The 21495-nt window shown below is 69.5% G+C and carries 20 protein-coding genes; 9 read left to right on the top strand and 11 right to left on the bottom strand.

What is annotated here, in order from left to right; all coding sequences use genetic code 11:
• Positions 1 to 82: 82 nt before the first annotated feature.
• Together mutM and ACW174_RS04085 are read right to left on the bottom strand one after the other, a co-directional pair.
• A complete protein-coding gene (gene mutM / locus ACW174_RS04080) occupies positions 83 to 946 on the bottom strand; it encodes a bifunctional DNA-formamidopyrimidine glycosylase/DNA-(apurinic or apyrimidinic site) lyase (RefSeq protein ID WP_492016428.1) in 864 nt (287 codons plus the stop codon).
• 130 nt (positions 947 to 1076) lie between these two features.
• A complete protein-coding gene (locus ACW174_RS04085; protein ID WP_492016429.1) occupies positions 1077 to 1514 on the bottom strand; it encodes a cytochrome c in 438 nt (145 codons plus the stop codon).
• A gap of 118 nt (positions 1515 to 1632) precedes the next feature.
• Between ACW174_RS04085 and ACW174_RS04090 the strand changes: the two genes are divergently transcribed.
• Together ACW174_RS04090 and typA are read left to right on the top strand one after the other, a co-directional pair.
• Entirely contained in the window at positions 1633 to 3687 is a 2055-nt protein-coding gene (locus tag ACW174_RS04090; protein ID WP_492016430.1) for an OPT family oligopeptide transporter, read from the top strand.
• A 171-nt stretch (positions 3688 to 3858) separates the two neighbouring features.
• Complete coding sequence (gene typA / locus ACW174_RS04095) at positions 3859 to 5691, top strand: translational GTPase TypA (protein ID WP_492016431.1); 1833 nt, start codon at positions 3859 to 3861, stop codon at positions 5689 to 5691.
• Here typA and ACW174_RS04100 read toward each other — a convergent pair.
• A complete protein-coding gene (locus ACW174_RS04100) occupies positions 5688 to 7388 on the bottom strand; it encodes a GNAT family N-acetyltransferase (RefSeq protein ID WP_492016432.1) in 1701 nt (566 codons plus the stop codon). The two genes, typA and ACW174_RS04100, sit on opposite strands and share 4 nt — an antisense overlap.
• A 143-nt stretch (positions 7389 to 7531) precedes the next feature.
• Here ACW174_RS04100 and ACW174_RS04105 point away from each other — a divergent pair, with 143 nt between their 5' ends.
• On the top strand, positions 7532 to 7945 hold the full coding sequence (locus ACW174_RS04105; protein WP_492016433.1) for a hypothetical protein: 414 nt from the start codon (positions 7532 to 7534) through the stop codon (positions 7943 to 7945).
• A gap of 93 nt (positions 7946 to 8038) precedes the next feature.
• On the opposite strand, the gene ACW174_RS04110 is transcribed toward ACW174_RS04105, so the two are convergent.
• Positions 8039 to 8293 (bottom strand): GlsB/YeaQ/YmgE family stress response membrane protein, encoded by a 255-nt coding sequence (locus tag ACW174_RS04110; protein WP_492016434.1) that lies wholly within the window; start codon positions 8291 to 8293, stop codon positions 8039 to 8041.
• A 168-nt stretch (positions 8294 to 8461) separates the two neighbouring features.
• Between ACW174_RS04110 and ACW174_RS04115 the strand changes: the two genes are divergently transcribed.
• Together ACW174_RS04115 and hisN are read left to right on the top strand one after the other, a co-directional pair.
• Positions 8462 to 8863, top strand: a complete 402-nt coding sequence (locus ACW174_RS04115; protein ID WP_492016435.1) for a helix-turn-helix domain-containing protein — start codon at positions 8462 to 8464, stop codon at positions 8861 to 8863.
• 115 nt (positions 8864 to 8978) lie between these two features.
• Complete coding sequence (gene hisN, locus ACW174_RS04120; RefSeq protein WP_492016436.1) at positions 8979 to 9764, top strand: histidinol-phosphatase; 786 nt, start codon at positions 8979 to 8981, stop codon at positions 9762 to 9764.
• A gap of 149 nt (positions 9765 to 9913) precedes the next feature.
• On the opposite strand, the gene ACW174_RS04125 is transcribed toward hisN, so the two are convergent.
• The 3 genes from ACW174_RS04125 to ACW174_RS04135 form a co-directional block, all read right to left on the bottom strand.
• Positions 9914 to 10993 carry an alpha/beta fold hydrolase gene (locus ACW174_RS04125; protein ID WP_492016437.1) on the bottom strand — a complete coding sequence of 360 codons (1080 nt, stop codon included), beginning with the start codon at positions 10991 to 10993 and terminating at the stop codon, positions 9914 to 9916.
• A complete protein-coding gene (locus tag ACW174_RS04130) occupies positions 10990 to 11901 on the bottom strand; it encodes a class I SAM-dependent methyltransferase (RefSeq protein WP_492016438.1) in 912 nt (303 codons plus the stop codon). Before ACW174_RS04130 ends, ACW174_RS04125 begins: the two co-directional genes overlap by 4 nt.
• Positions 11902 to 11998: 97 nt before the next feature.
• Positions 11999 to 12826 (bottom strand): class I SAM-dependent methyltransferase, encoded by an 828-nt coding sequence (locus ACW174_RS04135; protein ID WP_492016439.1) that lies wholly within the window; start codon positions 12824 to 12826, stop codon positions 11999 to 12001.
• A gap of 261 nt (positions 12827 to 13087) precedes the next feature.
• Here ACW174_RS04135 and ACW174_RS04140 point away from each other — a divergent pair, with 261 nt between their 5' ends.
• Positions 13088 to 13567: an Hsp20 family protein gene (locus ACW174_RS04140; RefSeq protein WP_492016440.1), complete on the top strand. Its 480-nt coding sequence runs from the start codon at positions 13088 to 13090 to the stop codon at positions 13565 to 13567.
• Positions 13568 to 13677: 110 nt separating this feature from the next.
• On the opposite strand, the gene ACW174_RS04145 is transcribed toward ACW174_RS04140, so the two are convergent.
• The 3 genes from ACW174_RS04145 to gpmA all read right to left on the bottom strand — a co-directional run bounded on the left by ACW174_RS04145 (position 13678) and on the right by gpmA (position 16371).
• A complete protein-coding gene (locus tag ACW174_RS04145) occupies positions 13678 to 14946 on the bottom strand; it encodes a pentapeptide repeat-containing protein (RefSeq protein WP_492016441.1) in 1269 nt (422 codons plus the stop codon).
• 63 nt (positions 14947 to 15009) lie between these two features.
• Positions 15010 to 15648 (bottom strand): bifunctional diaminohydroxyphosphoribosylaminopyrimidine deaminase/5-amino-6-(5-phosphoribosylamino)uracil reductase RibD, encoded by a 639-nt coding sequence (gene ribD, locus ACW174_RS04150; RefSeq protein ID WP_492016442.1) that lies wholly within the window; start codon positions 15646 to 15648, stop codon positions 15010 to 15012.
• A 3-nt stretch (positions 15649 to 15651) separates the two neighbouring features.
• Positions 15652 to 16371: a 2,3-diphosphoglycerate-dependent phosphoglycerate mutase gene (gene gpmA / locus ACW174_RS04155; protein ID WP_492016443.1), complete on the bottom strand. Its 720-nt coding sequence runs from the start codon at positions 16369 to 16371 to the stop codon at positions 15652 to 15654.
• Positions 16372 to 16556: 185 nt separating this feature from the next.
• Between gpmA and ACW174_RS04160 the strand changes: the two genes are divergently transcribed.
• Genes ACW174_RS04160 through ACW174_RS04170 form a run of 3 tightly spaced genes read left to right on the top strand, consistent with a single transcriptional unit; the run spans position 16557 to position 20126 of the window.
• Positions 16557 to 18056 (top strand): phosphomannomutase/phosphoglucomutase, encoded by a 1500-nt coding sequence (locus ACW174_RS04160; protein WP_492016445.1) that lies wholly within the window; start codon positions 16557 to 16559, stop codon positions 18054 to 18056.
• A 19-nt stretch (positions 18057 to 18075) separates the two neighbouring features.
• Entirely contained in the window at positions 18076 to 19395 is a 1320-nt protein-coding gene (locus ACW174_RS04165) for an FAD/NAD(P)-binding protein (RefSeq protein ID WP_492016446.1), read from the top strand.
• Positions 19392 to 20126 carry a ribonuclease T2 family protein gene (locus ACW174_RS04170; RefSeq protein WP_492016447.1) on the top strand — a complete coding sequence of 245 codons (735 nt, stop codon included), beginning with the start codon at positions 19392 to 19394 and terminating at the stop codon, positions 20124 to 20126. Before ACW174_RS04165 ends, ACW174_RS04170 begins: the two co-directional genes overlap by 4 nt.
• Here ACW174_RS04170 and glmM read toward each other — a convergent pair.
• Complete coding sequence (gene glmM / locus ACW174_RS04175; protein ID WP_492016448.1) at positions 20123 to 21472, bottom strand: phosphoglucosamine mutase; 1350 nt, start codon at positions 21470 to 21472, stop codon at positions 20123 to 20125. The genes ACW174_RS04170 and glmM overlap by 4 nt on opposite strands.
• Between the last annotated feature and the right edge of the window lie 23 nt (positions 21473 to 21495).

A 21495-nucleotide genomic window follows, 5' to 3' on the forward strand; every position in this document is an offset into this window, starting at 1 on the left:
GCCGCGGGCGCCGGCGCCAAGTCGGCGTGCAACGCTGCCTGCTCCATCGAACCACTACTCACTAACCACTAACCACTTCCCGTCACCGCCGCTGGCAGCTCGGGCAGTAGAAGGTGGACCGCCCGGCCTGGACGATGCGCTTCACCACACCGGTGCAGTCCTCGCCGCGGCAGGGTTCGCCCTCGCGGCCGTAGACGTCGAAGCGGTGCTGGAAATAGCCTTGGCCGCCCTCGGCGTTGGCGAAGTCGCGCAGGGTGGAGCCGCCGGCCTCGATGGCGTCATTGAGCACGTCGCGGATCCGGGCCGCGAGGGTTTCGAGGCGGGGCTTCGACACCTTTCCGGCGGCGATCAGGGGCGAGATGCGGGCGCGGTAGAGGGCCTCGCAGACATAGATGTTGCCCAGGCCGGCGACCATCCGCTGGTCCAGCAGGCTGACCTTGATGTTCTGTTTCTTGCCGTCGAAGACCTCGGCCAGATGGGCGCCGGAGAAGGCGTTGCCCAGCGGCTCGGGGCCCATGCCGGCGAACCAAGGGTGGCCTTCGACCTGATCGGTGGGGATCAGCCCCATGAAGCCGAAGCGGCGGGCGTCGGCGAAACCGATGCGGTGGGTGGCGGCGTCCTTCGTGGCGCAGAAGCTCATATGCTCGTGCTTGCCGGCGATGGGGGCGGGTTCCTCGAACTCACCCAGCTGGCGGCCGTCGAGGGTGAAGCGGCCGGTCATGCCCAGGTGGGTGACCCAGGTCTCGCCGGTCGACAGCCGCATGAGCAGGTATTTGGCGCGCCGGTCGATGCGCTCGACCACGGCGCCGTCCAGCCGGTCAGGGAAGCGGTCGGGGAAGGGGAAGCGCAGGTCGGGCCGGTTCTGGCGCGTCCTCGACAGGCGCGCGCCCTCGAGCACCGGCTGCAGGCCGCGTCGGACGGTTTCGACCTCGGGGAGTTCGGGCATGGGGAGGGCTACGCCAGTGGTTAGTGGTTAGTGGTTAGTGGTTTGAGCACAACGCGGCGCTTTACCGGGCGCTGCCAGCGAAGCGGCAATCACTGATCACGAACCACTAATCACTGGCCGGGCTCGCCGCCTACTCCTTGTACGCCTCATGGCAGCTCTGGCAGCCGGAGCGGACCGTGGCGAGCTGGGCGGCGAAGGCGGCGGCGTCCTCGCCTTGCGAGAGTTCGGACAGGCGGTCGGCGGCGGCGGCGAACTCGGCGGCCTTCGCGTTGAAGCCCGCGCGGTCGGACCAGACGGCGGGCCGGGCGCCGCTTTCGACCGTGGCGGTGTCGTCCGGGAACAGGTCGGGCAGGGTGTGGGCCCAGCGGGCGAAGGCGCGGGTGGCGCCGCGCTGGGTTGAGGGCGCCTGGCCCGCGTCCGTGGCCGCCTTGACGCCGCCGAGGACCGAGCCGGACAGGATCATGCCCGCCTGCCGCGCCTTCACCAGCGCCTCGGGCGCGCCCTGGGCGTTGGCGGCCCCGCCCAGACAGAGCAGGCCGATGACGGCGGCGATGAGTGTCTTGTGCATGGCGTTCCCCGATTTTCCCGGACGGTCCGACGCGGCGGGGGAAGTGTCAATCGCGCAAGGCTCTCGACGCCTGCGCTGTTTCGAGCTTAGGTCCGCGCAACATCGGGAGAGGGCCGTCATGACGGACACCACAACGCCGGCCGTGACCGGCGGCAAACGCATCGAGCTGACGATCCGGGCCGTGGTCCTGGGCTGTCTGCTGGCGGTGATCTTCACCGCCGCCAACACCTATCTGGGCCTGAAGGTCGGCCTAACCTTCGCCTCGGCCATTCCGGCGGCGGTGATCTCGATGGCGATCCTGCGGGCGTTCCGCACCTCGACCATCTGGGAGAATATGACCGTCCAGACCGTGGCGTCGGTGGGCGGGGCGATGAGCTCGATCATCTTCGTGCTGCCCGGCCTGGTCATGGTCGGCTGGTGGCTGGAGTTCCCGTTCTGGGAGTCGGTGGCGATCTGCATCTTCGGCGGCGTGCTGGGGGTGACCTTCTCCATCCCCCTGCGCCGGGCGCTGGTGGTGGACGCCGGCCTGCCCTACCCCGAAGGCGTGGCGGCGGCGGAGGTGCTGACCGTCGGCTCGCGCGGGGCCGAGGAAGACGAGAGCGCCGTGCGCGAGAACGCGGCGGGCCTGTGGGTCGTGATCACGGGCGCCGTGGTGTCCGCGGGCTACGCCCTGCTGGTCGCCGGCCGGGTGTTCGTGGGCGAGGCCTCCAGATTCATCAAACTGCCCGCGGCGCTGGGCGGCGGGGCCACGGGCATGGGCTTCGGCATGCAGTTCGCCCTGCTGGGCGCCGGCCACCTGATCGGCCTGAGCGTGGGCCTGGCCCAGCTGTTCGGCCTGATCCTGGCCTGGGCCATCGCCGTGCCGCTGCTCACCAGCCCCGACGTGATCGCCTGGCTGACGGCGCACAACATCCCGTCCATCGCGACAACCCTGCCCGCGGGCGTGGGCGCCGAGGAACTGGCCGGGACGGTATGGAGCAAGGAAGTCCGCTTCATGGGCGCGGGCGTCATCGGCGTGGCCGCGATCTGGACCCTGATCAAGCTGGCCGGGCCGTTGGTCGGGGGCCTGACCTCGGCGCTGGCCGCCAACAGTCGCCGCAAGCACGGCGAGACGCTGGACCGCACCGAACAGGATATTCCGATCAACATCGTGGCCGGCCTGTCGGTCGTCTGTCTGGTCGGCATCGCCGCCATTCTGGCGATCTTCGCGCAGGGCAATCCGACGCTGGCGGGCTCGACCGCCCTGCTGGTCGGGGGCGGACTGGTCTATGTCATCGTCATCGGCTTCGCCGTGGCCGCCATCTGCGGCTACATGGCCGGCCTGATCGGCTCGTCGAACAGCCCGGTGTCGGGCGTGGGCATCCTCGCCATCGTCATCGCCTCGGTGCTGATGCTGGGCGTGCTGTCGCTGGCCGGGGTGCCGGCCGATCCGTCGGTCGTGGCCTTCGCCCTGATCGTGACCGCCGTGGTCTTCGCCGTGGCCGTGATCGCCAACGACAACCTGCAGGACCTGAAGACCGGCCAGCTGGTCGGCGCGACGCCGTGGCGACAGCAGGTCGCCCTGATCATCGGCGTCGGCGCCGGCGCCATTGTGATCCCCCTGATCCTGAACCTGCTGAACGAGGCCTTCGGCTTCGCGGGCGGACCGAAGGGGATCGCCGACGCGCCGCTGGCCGCGCCCCAGGCCACCCTGATCTCCGCGCTGGCCAAGGGCGTGATCGAGGGCGGGCTGCGCTGGGACCTGATCGGTCTGGGCGCCGTCATCGCGGTGTTCATCATTGTGCTGGACGCCGTGCTGTCCAAGGCGACGAGCGGCCGGATGAAGCTGCCGCCGCTGGCCGTCGGCATCGGCTTCTACCTGCCCGCCGCCGTGACCACGATGCTGGTCGTCGGCGCGGTCGCGGGCTGGATCTATGAAAAGGCCATCAAGGGCACCCGGTTCGCCGACGTGGGCCGCCGCATGGGCGTTCTGCTGGCGTCCGGCCTGATCGTGGGCGAGAGCCTGTTCCTGGTGATGACCGCGGGCGTCATCGTCAGCACCGGCAATGACGAGCCCTTCGCCATGATCGCCAAGGACACGGCCTGGCCCGCCATGGCGGCCGGCGTCGCGGCCTTCGCTGTGCTGACCTTCGCCCTGTACAGCTGGATCCGCAGCCGGTCGGCCAAGGTCTGATCGCCCTCTGATCGCCCTTTTCCGGAGCGATAGAGACCCGAGTTAAGCCAGTGCGTGCTCCGCGCGCACTGGCGTTTCGGCGTTCGGGCCTGTAAGAGGCGCGCGCCTTCCCGCATTTACGCCCTGACCCAGCGGCCCGAACCGTTCCGGCCGCCCATTCGCGATACCCATATGAATCTGCGCAACGTCGCCATCATCGCCCACGTTGACCACGGCAAAACCACGCTGGTCGACCAACTCCTGGCCCAATCGGGCGTGTTCCGAGCCAACGAAGCGCAGACCGAGCGCGCGATGGATTCCAACGACCAGGAAAAAGAGCGCGGCATCACCATTCTGGCCAAGGCCACGTCGGTGCTGTGGAACGGCAAGGCGGGCGAAACCCGCATCAACATCATCGACACCCCCGGCCACGCCGACTTCGGCGGCGAGGTTGAGCGCATCCTGGGCATGGTGGACGGCTGCGTCATCCTGGTGGACGCCGAAGAGGGCGTCATGCCCCAGACCAAATTCGTGCTGACCAAGGCGCTGAAGATGGGCCTGCGTCCCATCCTCTGCATCAACAAGGTCGACCGCGCCCACGCCGATCCGGACCGCGTTCACCTGGAAACCATCGAACTGTTCGAGGCCATCGGCGCGTCGCCCGAGCAACTGGACTTCCCGCACATCTACGCCTCGGGCCGGAACGGCTGGGCGACGCTGGACATGAACGAGAAGTCCGACACCCTGGCCCCGCTGTTCGACCTGATCGTCGAACACGTGCCGCCGCCCGCCGTGCAGGCGAACAAGGACAAGCCGTTCCAGATCCTGAACGTGCTGATCGAGTCCGACCCGTTCCTGGGCCGGATCCTGACCGGCCGTATCGAGAGCGGCAAGGCCATCCCGGGCATGGCCATCAAGGCGCTGGACCGCGACGGCAAGCAGATCGAACAGGGCCGCATCACCAAGGTCCTGGCCTTCCGCGGCCTGAAGCGCACCGCCCTGGACGAAGGTTCGGAAGCGGGCGACATCGTCGCCATCGCCGGCATGTCCAAGGCCACCGTGGCCGACACCCTGTGCGCGCTGGACGTGATGGACGCCCTGCCCGCCCAGCCGATCGATCCGCCGACCATCTCCATGACCGTCTCGGTCAACGACAGCCCGCTGGCCGGTCGCGAAGGCGACAAGGTCCAGTCGCGCGTCATCCGTGACCGCCTGCTGAAGGAAGCCGAGGCCAACGTCGCCATCCGCGTGACGCAGACCGCCGGCGCCGACGCCTATGAAGTCGCCGGTCGTGGCGAACTGCAGCTGGGCGTGCTGATCGAGAACATGCGCCGCGAAGGCTTCGAGGTTTCGATCTCGCGTCCGCGGGTGGTCTATCAGACCGGCGAGAACGGCGAGCGTCTGGAGCCGATCGAGGACGTCATGATCGACGTCGACGACGAATACACCGGCGTGGTCATCGAGAAGCTGTCGACCCGCAAGGCCGAGCTGAAGGACATGGGCCCGTCGGGCGCGGGCAAGACCCGCATCAGCCTAATGTGCCCGTCGCGTTCGCTGATCGGCTATCAGGGCGAGTTCCTGACCGACACGCGCGGTTCGGGCGTTCTGAACCGCGTGTTCAGCCACTATGAGCCGCACAAGGGCGCCATCGAAGGCCGCCTGAAGGGCGTGCTGGTCTCGAACTCGGACGGCGACACGGCGGCCTTCGCCCTGTGGAACCTGGAAGATCGCGGCGTCATGTTCGTCGGCGCCGGCGAGAAGACCTACCAAGGCATGATCATCGGCGAGAACTCGCGCGGCGACGATCTGGATGTGAACCCGATCAAGGGCAAGCAACTGACCAACGTCCGGGCCTCCGGCAAGGATGAGGCCGTGCGCCTGACCCCGCCGCGTCGTCCGTCGCTGGAACAGGCCATCGCCTACATCGAAAGCGACGAGCTGGTGGAAGTGACGCCGAAGTCGATCCGCCTGCGCAAGGCGGTGCTGAACCCCAGCTTCCGCAAGCGCCGCGTCAAGGAAGACTAGTCTTCCGATATCGCTGAAAGACCGGAAGGGCGGGCCGCAGGGCTCGCCCTTCTTGCGTTGAGGCCCAGCATGCCGCGCCAGCCGCCGCTGGTCAGCAGGGCCACGTCCAGCAGGGCCAGGGCCAGCGGGGTCGAGGCCGGGGCGGCGATGAAGCAGGGGCGCCATTCCGGCGCGAACTTGGCCTTCCAGGCGCGCAGGCCCGCGAAGCCGTACAGGGCGCCGCCCTCCTCGAACACCAGCGCGCCGACGCGGGCGAAGACGGGCGCCAGACGCCGGTTCTCCAGCCCGGCGAGCGGCGCGCGGCCCAGATCGAGCCACCGATAGCCTGCGCCCTTCGCCCACTGGATGGCGTGGATGAACATATAGTCCATGACCCCGGGCGGGGCGTCGGGGGTGAAGCGCATCAGGTCCACGGCCAGCCGGTCGCCGCCCGGCATCAGGTTGGCGAAGGCGATGATCCGCCCGCCCTGCCGGACCACGGCGATCGGGGTCAGGGCCAGATAGTCCGGATCGAACCGGCCCAGCGAAAAGCCCTTCTCGATCCCGATGTGGTGGGTCAGCCAGATGTCGGACACCGCGCGCAGGTCCTCGACCACGTCGCCGGCGGCGCCGACGGGCAGCATTTCGAACGTGGCGCCCTCGCGCTCGCAGCGATTGATCGCGGTGCGCAGGTTCTGGCGCGACTTGCCCTGAAGGGTGAAGGCCTCGGTGTCGACCAGGGCCTCCTCGCCGATCTTGCGGACCGCCAGTCCGAGGGTGGCGAGGTCGGCCAGCGCCGTCTCCTCCACGGCGTAGAAGACCGCCACCCCGCCGTAGCTGTCGGCCAGTTCGGCGAAGGCCCAGAGCAGCGGCAGATGCTCCTGCTCCGGCCCCATCGGCTCGCCCATGCTGATCCAGCGACGGCCGCGCACACGATAGGCGATGAAGGAGCGGCCCGACGGGCTGAACATCAGGGCCTTGTCGCGCAGCATGGCCAGCCAGCCGTCGGGCAGGACGCCCTCGCCCGCCTGCAGGATAGCCAGGGCGCGGGCGGCGTCGGCCTCACTGGCGGGTCCGTGACTGCGCGCGCCGGGGGCGGACACCAGCGACCGGCCCGCGAGCACCACCGCCAGCAGGGCCAGAACAGCGCCGACGCGCAGGAAGCCGGAGACCTCACGGTCGATCAGAAGGCTCCACCACAGGTCATCGGTGTAGGCCACGTCGCGATAGGCGAAGAAGCCGAGCCACAGCATGCCGACCACCACGGTCAGAACCAGAAGCACCCACGACGGCGACAGGGCCTCGAACATGCGGGAACGGCGATTGAAGGCCGCGCGACAGGGGGCCAGGGCCGCGGCCAGCACCAGCAGTTCCGCCGCCTCCTCCCAGTCCAGACCCTTCAGGAGCGAGAAGAGCGCGGCGACCACGAGCACCACGAGCGCCGCCAGCCAGGCCCCGCGCCGCCGACGCCAGAGACCGGCGGAGAGCAGGAGCAGCAGGAAGCCGGAGATACTGGCCCCAAAGTGCGACAGCTCGATCAGGATGGCCGGCAGGATGGCGCGGATCGCGTCCAGCCGGTCCTCATAGGCGGGAGTGACGCCGGAGGTCAGGAGCACCGTGCCCGCGGCGATCGCCAGGGCCGCGAAGATGTGCGGCGACACCTCGAACGCCAGGGCGGCCGCCCGGGTCCAAAGTCGCTTCGCGGTGACGCCGTTCATCCTTCCCATGCCTCCTTCTAGACCCGAAGTCGCCCAATCACGGCAACCCCGAGGTCATTTGCGGGCGCACGAAACAATCAGAAACAGGGGGTGTTCCCCTCCCGTGCGAGCGCTTCCTGCTCGTCTAGATGAAGGCTGACATCATGCGAAAGACCGCGCTCCTCACCGGCGTCGCCGGCCTGCTCCTGATGACCGCTCCCGCGTTCGCCCAGGACGGGATGACCCCGCAGACCCCGCCGGCCTCGCCGCCCGCGGCTGAACCGCAGCAGGCCCCGCCGCCGCAATCCGCACAACCTGCGCAGCCCGTACAGCCGGGCAGTGAGACCGTCGATCCCGCCCGCCCGGGCGAGGTGACGCCCCTTCCGGCTGACCCGGCCACCGACAGCACGACCCCGGGCGACACCCCCCAGGATCCCACGACCCAGGCCCCGACCGCCGAGCCCGCCTCGCCGCAGCCGGGCGTCCCTGAGCCGACGTCGCCCCAGCCGGCCGGTCCGCCCGCTCCGGAAGAGCCGATGTCGCCGACCACGCCGCCTTCGGACGCCCCCGGCGCCTGACCGGTTCCGCCCCGACCCCTGATCGGGGCGGAGCTCAAAAAGAAAGGGCGGCTCCCTGCGGAGCCGCCCTTTTTGGTTCACGCGAACGGCGAGTTAGCCGCGGCGCTTGACCAGTCCAACCAGGAACAGCAGCAGGCAGGCGCCGAGGAAGGCGACCAGCAGCGTGATCAGGTTGAAGCCACCGACCGGAACGCCCAGCAGGTTGCCGGCGATGAAGCCGCCGAGCAGGGCGCCGACGACGCCGACGATCAGATTGGTCAGCAGACCGTGATTACGGCCCATGACCTGTTCAGCCAGCCAGCCCGCGGCGATGCCGATGACGATCCAGCCAATAATTCCCAAACCCATTTTCGTATCCTTCCAAAAGCAACGCTCGGCCGGGGAAACGCCGCTTGGCCCACAGGGTTGCCTTGACCGTAAAGAACTTCGGTTTTCCGTAATCCCCAGGGACGCGAGCGCGGCACACCCCTTGAAGCGTGGAGGGCGAGCCGTCCCGCTTCGGGACAGGCGCGCATCATGAGGACCCGGGCCATGGCTTCGGACATCGATCTTCACCTCGGCCGCCGCCTTCGCCGCCGCCGTCGTCTGCTGGGCCTGACCCAGCAGCAGCTGGCCATGCAGGTCGGCATCCGTTTCCAGCAGATCCAGAAGTACGAATGCGGCGCGAACCGCATCTCGGCCGCCCGCCTGTGGCAACTGGCCGAAGCGCTGGAATCGCCGGTCAGCTATTTCTACGACGGTCTGGAAGAGGCCATCGAACGCCAGGAGGCCGCCAGCCAGGGTGGCGAGATGTTTTCCCGCAAGGAAACGCTCGACCTGATCCAGGCCTATTACCAGCTGGGCGAGCGTCCGCGCCGTCGCCTGCTGGATCTGGCGAAATCGCTGCACAGCGAGGGCGAGGCCCCGGCGACGGCCTGAGTTTCCCCGCGACGCCTTGCACAGCGTCCGGGCGGCCGTCCCCGCCGCATTGCACGGCGCGGGAGACGGCGATCTTTCGGTGACAGGCGGGCGGCGCGTGGGTATGCCGCCTGTCATGACCGAACATGAGCGTTTTATCGTCGAGCTGGCGGCCACGGCCGCGGCCGTCACCCTGCCCTTCTTCCGCTCGGACATCGGGCATGAGGACAAGGGCGGCAAGGCGGGCTTCGACCCGGTCACCGAGGCCGACAAACAGGCGGAGGCCGCGATCCGCAGGCTGATCACCGAACGCTATCCCCACCACGGCGTGATCGGCGAGGAGTATGGCGAGGACCGGCCGGACGCCGAATTCGTCTGGGTGCTGGACCCGATCGACGGGACCAGGGCCTTCATCTCGGGCCTGCCGCTGTGGACGACGCTGATCGCCCTGCGGGTCGAGGACCGGCCGAGCGTGGGCGTGATCGCCCAGCCCTATCTGGATGAAATCTTCATCGGCGGGCCGTCGGGCGCGCGCCTGATCCGCAGCGGGGGCGAGACGCCGCTGGCCGTGCGGCCGTGCGCCAGGCTGACCGACGCGGTGATCTCGACCACCGATCCCAACATCTTCAACGGCGCCGAACTGGGCGCCTGGACGCAGGTGCGGGCGGCGGCGCGGCTGGCCCGGCTGGGCTGCGACGCCTACGCCTATGCGATGGTGGCGGCAGGCCGGATGGATCTGGTCGCCGAGACCAGCCTGAAGACCTGGGACTGGTCCGCCCTGGTCCCGGTGATCGAGGCGGCGGGCGGCAAGGTCGTCAACTGGCGGGGCCAGGCTCCGGACGACGGCGGACAGGTGCTGGCCGTCGGCGACGACCGCCTGATCGACCAGGCGCTGGTGACGTTGAAGCGGGCGGCCCTCTAGCCGAGGGCCGTCTTCAGGCGGTGGAGCCCAGTTCGTGATTGGTGGTTAGTGATTAGTGGTTCGATGCGGCGGACATAGGCGCCAAGGCAAGCGACCACCGGCCCTGAGCCGGCAACCACTAATCACTAATCACTAATCACTCGCGGGGCTCAGGCCGCCGAAGGTTCGCTGCCCGGCGGGAAACCGAGATCGGCGGCAGGTTCCGCGACCGGCTCGGGCCTCGCGACCGGAGCCGGGCTGAGGTCCTCGACCGGGGAGACGTAGGCGGCCATGGAGTCGAACTCGTCGAGGAAGACCGCGCGCTTGTCGTCGGTCTCCATGATGATCTCGTGCAGGGCGCCGGGGACCTCGACATAGCGGCCGCGGCCGAGCCGTTTGGCGGCCCATTTGTTGGTCTGTTTCCAGACGCGGTCATCCTCGTCCGACTGGACGATGGCGACGGGGACGCGGACGGCCTTCAGCGCCTTGGGCTTGAGCGAACGCTCACCGGCGTCGAGGCCGAAGGCCAGCCAGCCCCAGGTCGGGCCGCCGACGGCCAGGTGCGGGCAGGCGTACAGCTGCTGGCGCCACTGCTCGTATCGGCTTTCGTCGGACGTCAGGGCGTCCTTCTGGAAGGTGTGGTCGAAGGGGTCGTCCGCGTCATCGAGGACATAGTCGCCGGCCTTGCCGTGACGCAGGTTCCAGCGGACGGCCAGCTTGACCGACCACATCGACCGTTTGCCGGTCTTGATGCGCAGCATAGGGCTGGACAGGATCGCGCCGGAGAACCGGTCTTCGCCGTTCTCCAGCGTCATCAGGTTGAGGGCGCCGCCCATCGAGTGCCCGACCATGATCCACGGCTTGGGCGCGCGGGCCTCGAACGCGTCGAGAAGGCGGGCGTAGTCGTCGAGGAATTCCTCGACCGCGCGGGCGTGGCCCTTCAGGCGATCCGGCAGCAGGCGGGCGGACAGGCCCTGACCGCGCCAGTCATGGGCCAGCACGCACCAGCCGCGGGCGAGAAAATTGCCGATGACCTCGAAATATTTCTCGATGGGCTCGGTCCGGCCCGGGCTGAGCACCACCGTGCCGCGCGGCTTGCGGGCGACGAGCGCCGAGGGGGTCCAGAAGGCGGCGCGCAGACGCAGGCCGCCGGCGCCCCGGAACCACTCCCCCTCGCCGCCGGGGGGCGAGGAAGCGCCCGGAACGCCCATCAGGGGCGCATTGGCGGCATAGACGGCGGCTCGGTTCACTCAGGCTTCCTGAACTTCAAGGTCATGCGGTCGCTTTCGCCGATCTCCTCGTACTTCGTACGATCAAAGTCCGGGTCCGGCGGGGTTCCGCGCGGCGCGGTCAGGCGCTGCGGCGGCAAGGTATCCACTCCGAAGGGATGATCCTTGGTATCCCTTTCATTCGCGTTGATTTCCGACGACGACACGAAGGCGAAGCCCGCCTCCGCCGCCAGTTGCCGGACAAACGCTTCCTGGACGTAGCCGTTCGCGGCGGCGGGATCCTGATCCTCATCCGGGCCGAGACGGTGTTGTTCAATGCCGAGGACGCCGCCGGGACGCAGGGCGGCCCAGGCGTCGGCGAAGGCCTTCTCGGCCAGACCGGCGGCCATCCACGCATGGATGTTGCGCATGAACAGGACCAGATCGGCGGTTCCCACCGGCGCGACAGGGCCGGAGGTGGGGCCGAAGCTGGTCAGTTCGATTTCGCCATACAGCTTGCGGTCATTGGCGAAGCGCTGCTGGAAGGCGGCCATGAGCTGGACCTGGGCCGGATCGGCGCCGGTGCCGGTCTGGAAGCCCGCGGCGATGTAGTGGCCGGCGCCCTCCGCCAGATAGGGGGCCAGGATTTCGGTGTACCAGCCGCTGCCGGGCCAGAAGTCGACGACGGTCATGCGCGGCTGAAGGCCGAAGAAGCGCAGGGTCTCCATCGGATGCCGGGCGGCGTCGCGCCAGCGGTCCTGGGCGCGCCAGGGACCGGCCACGGCCCATTCCAGCGAACCCTTGGGCGGACCGTTCGGCGTCTCCTCCGGTTCGGCCGTCGGCTCCTTCTTGCCGCAAGCCGCCAGACCGACGAGGGCCGAGGCCGCGACGCCGGACAGGATGCCGCGGCGTGACAGGAACGGTCGCAAACCCTCAGTCAAATCAGTCATGCACGCCCCCCACGGGACGGTCGGACCGCCACCGGAACGGAGGGCTTAACCTTGTTCCCCCGTGGGGTCAAAAGGGGGGTCAAAACCCGCATCCCGCCTATTCCGGCTTGCGGAATCGCAGCGTCATGCGGTCGCTTTCGCCGATCGCGTCGAACTGCGCCCGCTCCTGCTCGGTCAGCGGGGTCGGGCGGTCGGTCGCGACACCCTCGCGCGGCGCGCTGACGCGGGTGGGGGGCAGGGTCCAGACGCCGTAGGGATGGTTGTGGTCGTCCCGGGGATTGGCGTTCAGCTCGCTGCGCGCCTCCAGCACGAAGCCGGCGGCCTGGGCGGCGTGGATGACGTAGCTTTCGGACACATAGCCGGTCGGAGCGGTGTCGTCGGCGTTCAGCCCCTCGGCGCCGCGGTGCTGTTCGATCGCCAGAACGCCGCCGGGCTTCAGCGCCTTGAAGAAGGCGGCCATATAGGGGGCCGTGCGTCCGGCGCGATGCCAGTTGTGCAGGGCGCGGGCGACCACGATCAGGTCGGCGGACCCGTCCTCGACGCCCATGCCCTCGACCGGACGATTGACCGGGACATAGCGACCGCCGGTGGCGGCGGCGTAGGGCTCGAGGATGTTGCGCCACCAGCCGGCGCGGCCGGGCTCGATCTCCACCACCGTCAGATTGGGCTGCAGGCCCCAGAAGGTCAGGGTCTCGAACGGATGGCGGGCGGCGTCACGGGCGCGGTCGGCCTCGGGCCGGGTCGCGGCGGCGACGGCGGCCTGCAGCGCGGCGTCTTCCTGCAGCTCGGGCGGCGCCATGGCGGCGCGACGGGCCGTCCGCTGCGACGGGCTTTCGTCCAGACTGGGCAGGGGCGGCAGGGTCTGGGCCACAGCCAGGGTGGGCAGGACAAGGGCGGCGGTCACGGCCAGGGTGGTCAGGCGCATCGTTTTCCCTACGACATTATGAGTGTGGCGGACCCTGACGGGGCCGGGCGGACGGGGCAAGCCGCATCGCGCCTGACGCGACAGGATCACGCGGTCTTGACGATCAAACGCGGCTTCCCATTTCCTCCGTCGAGGCCGCCGATGTCGGGGCCTCCGGAGCGCGCGGGGCCGATCACGGGCCGCACGAGCCGAACTCCCATCGCCGGTCCGGGCACAAACCGCGGGACCGGACAACCTTGCTGATCCTCAGGAGGATGACCCATGCGTACCTATGATTTCTCACCGCTGTACCGTTCGGCCGTCGGTTTCGACCGTCTGGCCAATCTGCTGGAAACCGCCTCGCGCACCAGCCAGGAAAACGGCTGGCCGCCCTACAACATCGAGACCACGGGCGAGAACACCTATCGCATCGAAGTGGCCGTCGCCGGCTTCAAGCCCGACGAGCTGAACATCGAGGTGAAGGAAAACCTGCTGACCGTCACCGGTCGCAAGGCCGCCAACGACCTGCCGGGCGACGGCGTGCCCGTCGAGCGGAACTTCCTGCACCGCGGCCTGGCCGAGCGTGACTTCGAGCGCCGCTTCCAGCTGGCCGACTATGTGGTCGTGAAGACCGCCGACCTGTCGAACGGCCTGCTGTCGATCGATCTGGCCCGCGAGCTTCCGGAAGCCCTGAAGCCCCGCCGCATCGAGATCGGCCAAGGCTCGAAGCTGATCGAAGGCAAGACGGCGAAGGCCGCGTAAGCGAGCGCTTCATCTCTGGCGTTTGGCCGAGACCCGGCCTCAGACAGCCGTAAGGCCTCAGGCCAGACAGAAGCGAGGGGCGATGCGAAGGCGTCGCCCCTTTTTCGTGACTAGAGCGCGGCTTCCAGCCCCTTGGCGCCGAGGGTCACGGCGCCGCGCATCTCGGCCTGTTTCAGGCAGGCGCCGTGCAGGATGGCGCGGTTCAGCTCCGCATCGACGAGATTGGCGCGCTTCAGGTCGGCCCCGGACAGGTCCGCGCCCTTGAGGCTGGCCCCGGTCAGGTCGGCGGGCATCAGGCGATCCACGCCGATCATCAGCGGCCCCAGCTGGGCTTCGCGCAGGTCCGCGCCGTCCAGACGGGCGCGGGCCAGGCGGGCGCCGCGCAGGTCGGCCCCGCGCAGATTGACCGAGCGCAGGTCGGCGCCTTCCAGATGCGCGCCCTGAAGCTGCACCCCGCCCATGTCGAGGCCGTAGAAGACCGCGCCCTTGGCGGACAGGGCGGTCAGATTATAGCCGCGTATGGATTTCAGCGCCCGCAGATCGACGCCGTCGAAGACCGAGGGCTGCCCCTGGGCGCCGCCGGTCTCGCACCACTGGGCGTGTTCGGACAGCATTTCGGCGGCGGGCATCTTGCCGACCGGCTCGCCGGCGGACTTGTGGTCGGTCAGGGCGCCGGACATGTCGGCCCCGTCCGTCCGCCACATGGTCGCCTTGACCCCGACCAGCACGGCGTCGCGCAGGTCGGCCCCGGTCAGGTCGGCGCCGGACAGGTCGGCGCCCGCCAGATTGGCGCCCTTGAAGCTGGCCTGCTTCAGGTTGGCGCGGACCAGCTTGCAGTCCTTCATGATGGCGTCGGAAAAGTCGGCGGCGACGGCGACCACGCCGGTCAGCTTGGACCGCTCCAGATTGGCGCCGGCGAGACAGGCGCCCTGGGCCAGGGTGTCGCGACTGGCGCGGGCCTCGACCACGCGGAAGCCGAGGCGGGCATCCGCGGCGGCGATGGTCCCCTCGCGCAGATCGGCCTCGAACAGGTCGGCCCCGGTCAGATCGGCGCCGCGCAGGCAGGCGCCGCGCAGGTCGGACCGGCGCATGCTGGCGTCGCGGAAGACGGCGTCCTGCATGTCGGCGCCGAAGAAGGTGGCGTTGTCGAGCCGGCTGCCGGTCAGATCGCAGCCGATCAGGCAGGCGGCGGCGAAGTCGGCGTCAGCGAGATTGCGGCCCGCCAGCGACAGGCCGCTGAGGTCCATCCAGGCGAAAACCGCGCGGGCGCCGCCGGGCTTGGCCTGCCACAGGCGGTCGTGCCGGGCGCAGATGACGTCCAGCTCCTGTTGTGTGAGCCGCTTTCTGGCGGCCGGCGTTTGGGCGTTCGTCCCCGACATTGGCCCGATATGGCACACCGCCGCTTAAGGAAACGTGTGTTTCCGGACGCCCCGAGGGTCCGGCTAGGCGGTCAGAAGGCCTTGATCCGAAAGGGCGTCGGCCAGTTCGCCGGGGCCGACCCAGAGGCGGGTGTAGCCCGCCTCGCCCAGCCGCTTCAGCTCGGTCGCCAGATCAGCGCGCGAGGAGGCGGCGAAGCGGGCGTCGAAGCCGTCGCCCGTCTCGTCGATCCGCACCATCGGGCGCCCCGTCTCGACCCGGTGCAGATAGCCCTCGTAGAGGACGGCGGCTTCCCCGGCGAGCAGGCCGGTCTCGACCTCAAGCCCGGCCTTCTTGAGCCGCTCGACACCCCGGCCCGAGGCGAAGGGCGAGGGATCCACGGCGGCGACGACGACCCGCGTCACGCCCGCGTCCATCAGGAAGTGCGAGCAGGAGGTGCGGCCCGACGACCGGGCGCCGCAGGGCTCCATCGTCACATAGGCGGTCGCGCCCGTCGCCCTGTCTCCCGCGGCCGGCACGGCCTGCTCCTCGGCATGGGGACGGCCGCCGGGGGCGGTGGCCGCTTCGGACACGACCTCGCCGTCCTTGACGATCACGCAGCCCACCGCCGGGTTCGGCCAGGTCTGGCCCATCCGCGCCTTGGCCAGCGCGATGGCCCGGCCCATGAAGCGGATGTCGTCGGAGGCTTGCTGCGCGGTGGTCATGGATCAGGCTCCGGCGATCGGCGGCAGGGCGGTGGCGCGGCTGTCGTCGAGATAGCGGGCGGCGGTCGGGTTCAGCGCGCCGTCGAGGTCGATCTCCAGCGGGTTGCCGGTCGGGATCTCGACGCCGACGATCTGGTCGTCGGGCACGTTGAACAGGTGTTTGACGATGGCGCGCAGGGAGTTGCCATGGGCGGCGATCAGCACGTCCTCACCGGCCAGCAGGCGCGGGGCGATGTCGGCGTTCCAGTAGGGCAGGACCCGGTCGAGCGTGGTCTTCAGGCTTTCGGTGTCCGGGATGGCCTTGCCGACGTAGCGGGGATCGGCGGTGAAGTCCCACTCGCCGCCCGCGGCCAGCGGCGGCGGCGGGATGTCATAGCTGCGGCGCCAGATCTTCACCTGGTCCTCGCCGTGCTTCGCGGCGGTTTCGGCCTTGTCCAGCCCGGTCAGGCCGCCGTAGTGGCGCTCGTTCAGGCGCCAGTCCTCGACCACCGGCACGTCTTTCAGGCCTGCCGAATCCAGCGCCAGCGCGCCCGTGCGCTTCGCCCGCTTGAGCACCGAGGTGAACATGACAGCGGGATGGAAGTCGGCTCCGGCGATCAGTTCGCCGCCCTTGCGCGCCTGCGCCTCGCCCTCGGCGGTCAGATCGACGTCGACCCAGCCGGTGAAGCGGTTCTCGAGGTTCCACTGGCTCTGGCCATGGCGCAGCAGGATCAGGCGGGGCATGCGGGTCTCCGGATGGTGTGGGTCGGGGGTAGGCCGGGGGTCCGGAAGGGTCAAGCTTTCGACGGTCTTCGAAGTTCCCCGCACCCATCACGGCGTTCGCGCGTTGTTGCGGGTCCCGAGCGCCCGGGGTTATCAAGGCGCAACCTTCGCCGTGACCGCTTCGGTCCGGCCATCCAGGACGACCCATGCAGAAGCCCCGCGCCGATCTTCGCCCCAACACCGCCGACTACGAGACCATTCCCCTGGTGAAGGCGACCGGTTTCCGCGAGTACGACGCGCGCTGGGTGCTGGAGAAGGAAATCAACCTGCTGGGCATCCAGGCCCTGGGTCTGGGGCTGGCGACCTATGTCCACGAGATCGGCCAGCGGCCGAAGATCGTGGTCGGCCATGACTATCGCTCCTACTCCCTGTCGGTGAAACAGGCCCTGATCCTGGGCCTGCTGGAAGGCGGGATGGAGGTTCTGGATATCGGCCTGGCCCTGTCGCCGATGGCCTATTTCGCCCAGTTCGAACTGGACGCCCCCTGCGTGGCCATGGTCACCGCCAGTCACAACGAAAACGGCTGGACCGGCGTCAAGATGGGCGCCCAGCCGCCGCTGACCTTCGGCCCCGACGAGATCGGCCGCCTGAAGGAGATCGTGCTGGAGAACCAGGGCGTGTCGCGCGCCGGCGGGACCCTGAAGCGGATCGACGACTTCCGCGAAAAATACATCGCCGACATCGTGTCGAAGGTGACGCTGACCCGCCCGCTGAAGGTGGTCTGCGCCACCGGCAACGGCACGGCGGGCGCCTTCGCCCCCGAGGCCCTGCGCCGGATGGGCGCCGAGGTGATCGAGATGGACGTCGAGCTGGACTACACCTTCCCGAAATACAATCCGAACCCCGAAGACCACGCCATGCTGGTGCAGATGGCCGAGCGGGTGAAGGCGACGGGCGCCGATCTGGCGCTGGGCTTCGACGGCGACGGCGATCGCTGCGGCGTGGTGGACAATACGGGCGAGGAAATCTTCGCCGACAAGATCGGCCTGATGCTGGGGCGCGACCTGTCGGCCTTGCACCCCAACGCGACCTTCGTGGTCGATGTGAAATCGACCGGCCTGTACAAGACCGATGAGGTCCTGAAGGCCAACGGCGCGAACACCGTCTACTGGAAGACCGGGCACAGCTACATCAAGCGCAAGACGGCCGAACTGGGCGCGCTGGCGGGCTTCGAGAAGTCGGGCCACTTCTTCTTCAACGCCCCGCTGGGTCACGGCTATGACGACGGCATCGTCGCCGCGGGCGCCGTGCTGGCGATGCTGGACCGCAATCCGGGCAAAAAGCTCAGCGAGCTGAAGGCCGCCCTGCCGGACGCCTGGACCAGCCTGACCATGTCGCCCCACTGCGACGACGAGCTGAAGTACGAGGTGCTGGAGCGGATCGTGGCCGAGTACAAGGCGCTGGCCGACGCCGGCGGCGAAATCCTCGGGCGCAAGATCGTGGAAGCCATCACCGTCAACGGCGTGCGGGTGCACCTGGAGGACGGCAGCTGGGTTCTGGTCCGCGCCTCGTCCAACAAGCCGGAGCTGGTGGTGGTGGTCGAGAGCATGCGGTCGGAAGACGACATGCGCGCCCTGTTCCGCGAGGAAGTGAAGCCGCGGCTTGCGAAATACGACGAGGTCGGGGCGTACAATCAGGAAATCTGAGGCTGAGCCGGGAGCGGTCGTGACCGGGATCATCCAGCACGTTGTGATCGTGGGCGGGGGCTTTTCCGGCGCCATGCTGGCCGCGCGTCTGGCGGAGGCCGGGGTCGCCGCGACGGTCATCGACCGGACCGGGAGTTTCGGGCTGGGGGTCGCCTATTCGACGCCGTTCGAGGGCCATCTGCTCAATGTCCGCTCCAACCGGATGACAGCGGTCGAGGGGCGCCCGGACGACTTCGTGACCTGGCTGTCGGCGAACGCGCCGGAGCGGGCTGACCCGGAGGGGTTCGCGCCGCGGCGGCTGTACGGACGCTATGTCCAGGACCGGCTGGCGGCGGTGGAGACGGCGCATCCCGGCCTGATCACGCGGGTGACCGGCGGGGTCGCGGCGGTGGAGGGCGGCGGTGTCAGGCTGACGGACGGGCGGATCGTCGCGGGCGATGCCGTCGTGCTGGCCACCGGCAACCCGGCGCCGAAGACCGCCGCACCGGACGATGAGGCGGGCCGGGTCATCGGCGATCCTTGGGCGCCCGGCGCGCTGGACCGGATCGAACCGACGGACGACGTCATCGTGGTCGGAACCGGCCTGACCATGGTGGATGTGGTCCTGTGGCTGGAGGCGCGCGGGTGGCGCGGGACGGCCCGGACCCTGTCGCGGCGGGGGCTGATTCCCCGGTCGCACCGGCTGCGTCCGGACACGGCGACGGCGCCCACGGAAATCCTGCTGCACGCCGCGCCGTCGCAGCGGCTGCACGAGGCCCGGCGGATGGCGGGAGAGACCGGCTGGCGCGGGGTGATGGAGGGGCTGAGGCCGATCACCACCGATCTGTGGCGACAGGCGGACGAGGCGACCCGCGCCCGACTGGTGCGCCACCTGCGGCCGTGGTGGGACGTGCACCGTCACCGCATCGCCGAGAGCATCGCGGACGCCCTGACGCGGCTGGAGACGGCGGGTCGACTGACGGTGACCGCCGGACGGGTGTCTGAAATCGCGCAGGACTCCGACGGCGTGGCGCTGAGCTACCGGCCCCGCAGCGGCCCGGCGCAGCCGCCGCTGACCGCGCGCTGGCTGATCGACTGCACCGGACCGGGGCATGATCCGGCGAAGGACGCCCTGACCGGGCCTCTTCTCGCGGCAGGGCGGGCGCGGCTGGACGGGCTGAAGCTGGGGCTGGACCTCGACGCGCAAGGTCGGGTGCTGGCGGCCGACGGCGCGCCGGACGCGCGCCTGCTGGTGCTGGGCCCGCCCGCCCGCGCCGCCTTCTGGGAAACCATCGCCGTGCCCGACATCCGCAAGCGGATCGAGGACGTGGTGAAGACGCTGACGGAAACCGCCGCATGAAACGCCTGATCGCCCAAACTTCAGTTCTGGCCGCCCTGCTGGCCCTGACCGGTTGCGACCTGCCGGGCCTGAGCCCCGCCGCGACCGCGCCGCTGACGGCCGAGGCCTGCGTCCTGCCGTCGGTGCTGCCCGCGCCGCACATGGAGACGGTGGGCGCGGACGAGGTGGTCGCGGACCGGCCGATCCTGTTCCACATGCTGGCGGTGACCTGGATGCCCGAGACCTGCCGCAACGGCGGGGACGGTCAGGGGGATCTGGCCTGTTCCGGGCCGAACAAGTTCGGCTGGACCCTGCACGGCCTGTGGCCCAATTCGGACGGGCGGCCATATCCGCGCTATTGCCGGGCCGCGACCCGGGTGTCGGACGCGACCATTCGAGCGGAGCTGTGCCGGACGCCGTCGGTCGATCTTGTGCAGCATGAGTGGGCGGCGCACGGCACCTGCGGCTGGGAGAGCCCCGAGGCCTATTTCGCCCAGTCCTCGAAGATGTACGACCGGCTGGCCCGGCCCGAACCGCGCGAGGGCATGACAGCCGGACAGCTGCGCGACGCCTTCGCCGCCGCCAACCCGGGCCTGCCGCGCGGCAGCGTCTACGTCGCCACCACCGAGCGCGTGCGGCTGCGCGAGGTGCGCATCTGCAACGACCTGTCGTTCAACCCCCGCCCCTGCCCCGGCGGCGATGTGGGCGCGCCGGATGCGACGGTGCTGACGGTGGAGCCGGTGCGGGGCTAGCCCGCCGCCTTCACCGCCGCGCTGACGTCCGCGACCACCGCCTTGACCAGCGCCTCGTCGTCGCCCTCGGCCATGACGCGGATCAGCTTTTCGGTGCCGGAGGGGCGGACCAGCAAACGCCCTTGCCCCGCGAGGCGGGCCTCGGCGTCGGCGATGGCGGCCTTGACCGTCGCGTCTTCCAGAGGCTTGCCGCCGGTGAAGCGGACGTTCTCCAGCAGTTGCGGGACCTTGTCGAACTGACGGGCCAGTTCGCTCATCGGGCGGCCGCTCTCGACCAGAACGGCCAGCACCTGAAGGGCCGACATCAGACCGTCGCCGGTGGTGGCGTGGTCGTGCAGGATGATGTGGCCCGACTGTTCGCCGCCGACGTTGAAGCCGCCCTCGCGCATGCGCTCCATGACGTAACGGTCGCCGACCTTGGTGCGCTCGAGCGTCAGCCCCTCGGCCACCAGAGCCCGCTCAAGACCGAGGTTGGACATGACGGTGGCGACCAGTCCGCCGCCGGTCAGCAGACCGCGCCGCGCCCAGTCAATCGCGACCAGGGCCATGATCTGGTCGCCGTCGACGATCTGACCCTTCTCGTCGCAGATGATGAGGCGGTCGGCGTCGCCGTCCAGCGCGATGCCGATGTCGGCGCCGTGGCGGCGGACCGCGTCGACCAGTGTCTGCGGATGGGTTGATCCGCAGTTCTCGTTGATGTTCAGCCCGTTCGGCTCCACCCCCACGGCGATCACGTCGGCGCCGAGCTCATAGAGGGTGGTCGGGGCGACCTTGTAGCCGGCGCCGTTGGCGCAATCGACGGCGATGCGCAGCCCCTTGAGCGTCAGCCCCTTGGGGAAGCTAGCCTTCGCGATCTCGACGTAGCGGGCCTGGCTGTCGTCGATCCGCTTCACGCGGCCGATGCGGTCGGCGTCGGCGAGACCGGAGCCCAGATCCTCGTCCATCATCGATTCGATCTTCAGCTCGACCTCGTCCGACAGCTTGTAGCCGTCGGGGCCGAACAGCTTGATGCCGTTGTCGAGATAGGCGTTGTGCGAGGCCGAGATCATCACCCCGATGTCGGCCCGCATCGAACGGGTCATCATGGCCACGCCCGGCGTCGGCAGCGGGCCGAAGGTGCGCACGTCCATACCGGCCGAGGAGAAGCCCGCGACCAGCGCCGGTTCGATCATATAGCCCGACAGCCGCGTGTCCTTGCCGATCACCACGAGGTGGCGGCGGTCATCGGACGACATGAACATCCGCCCCGCCGCCAAACCGACGCGCAGCGCCACCTCGGGCGTCATGGGATGGGCGTTGGCGCGGCCACGAATGCCGTCGGTTCCGAAGTAGCGTCGTTCAGCCAAGTCCAGTCTTCCTTGCTCGCGAA

Source organism: Brevundimonas sp. AVps31, from assembly GCF_058681355.1.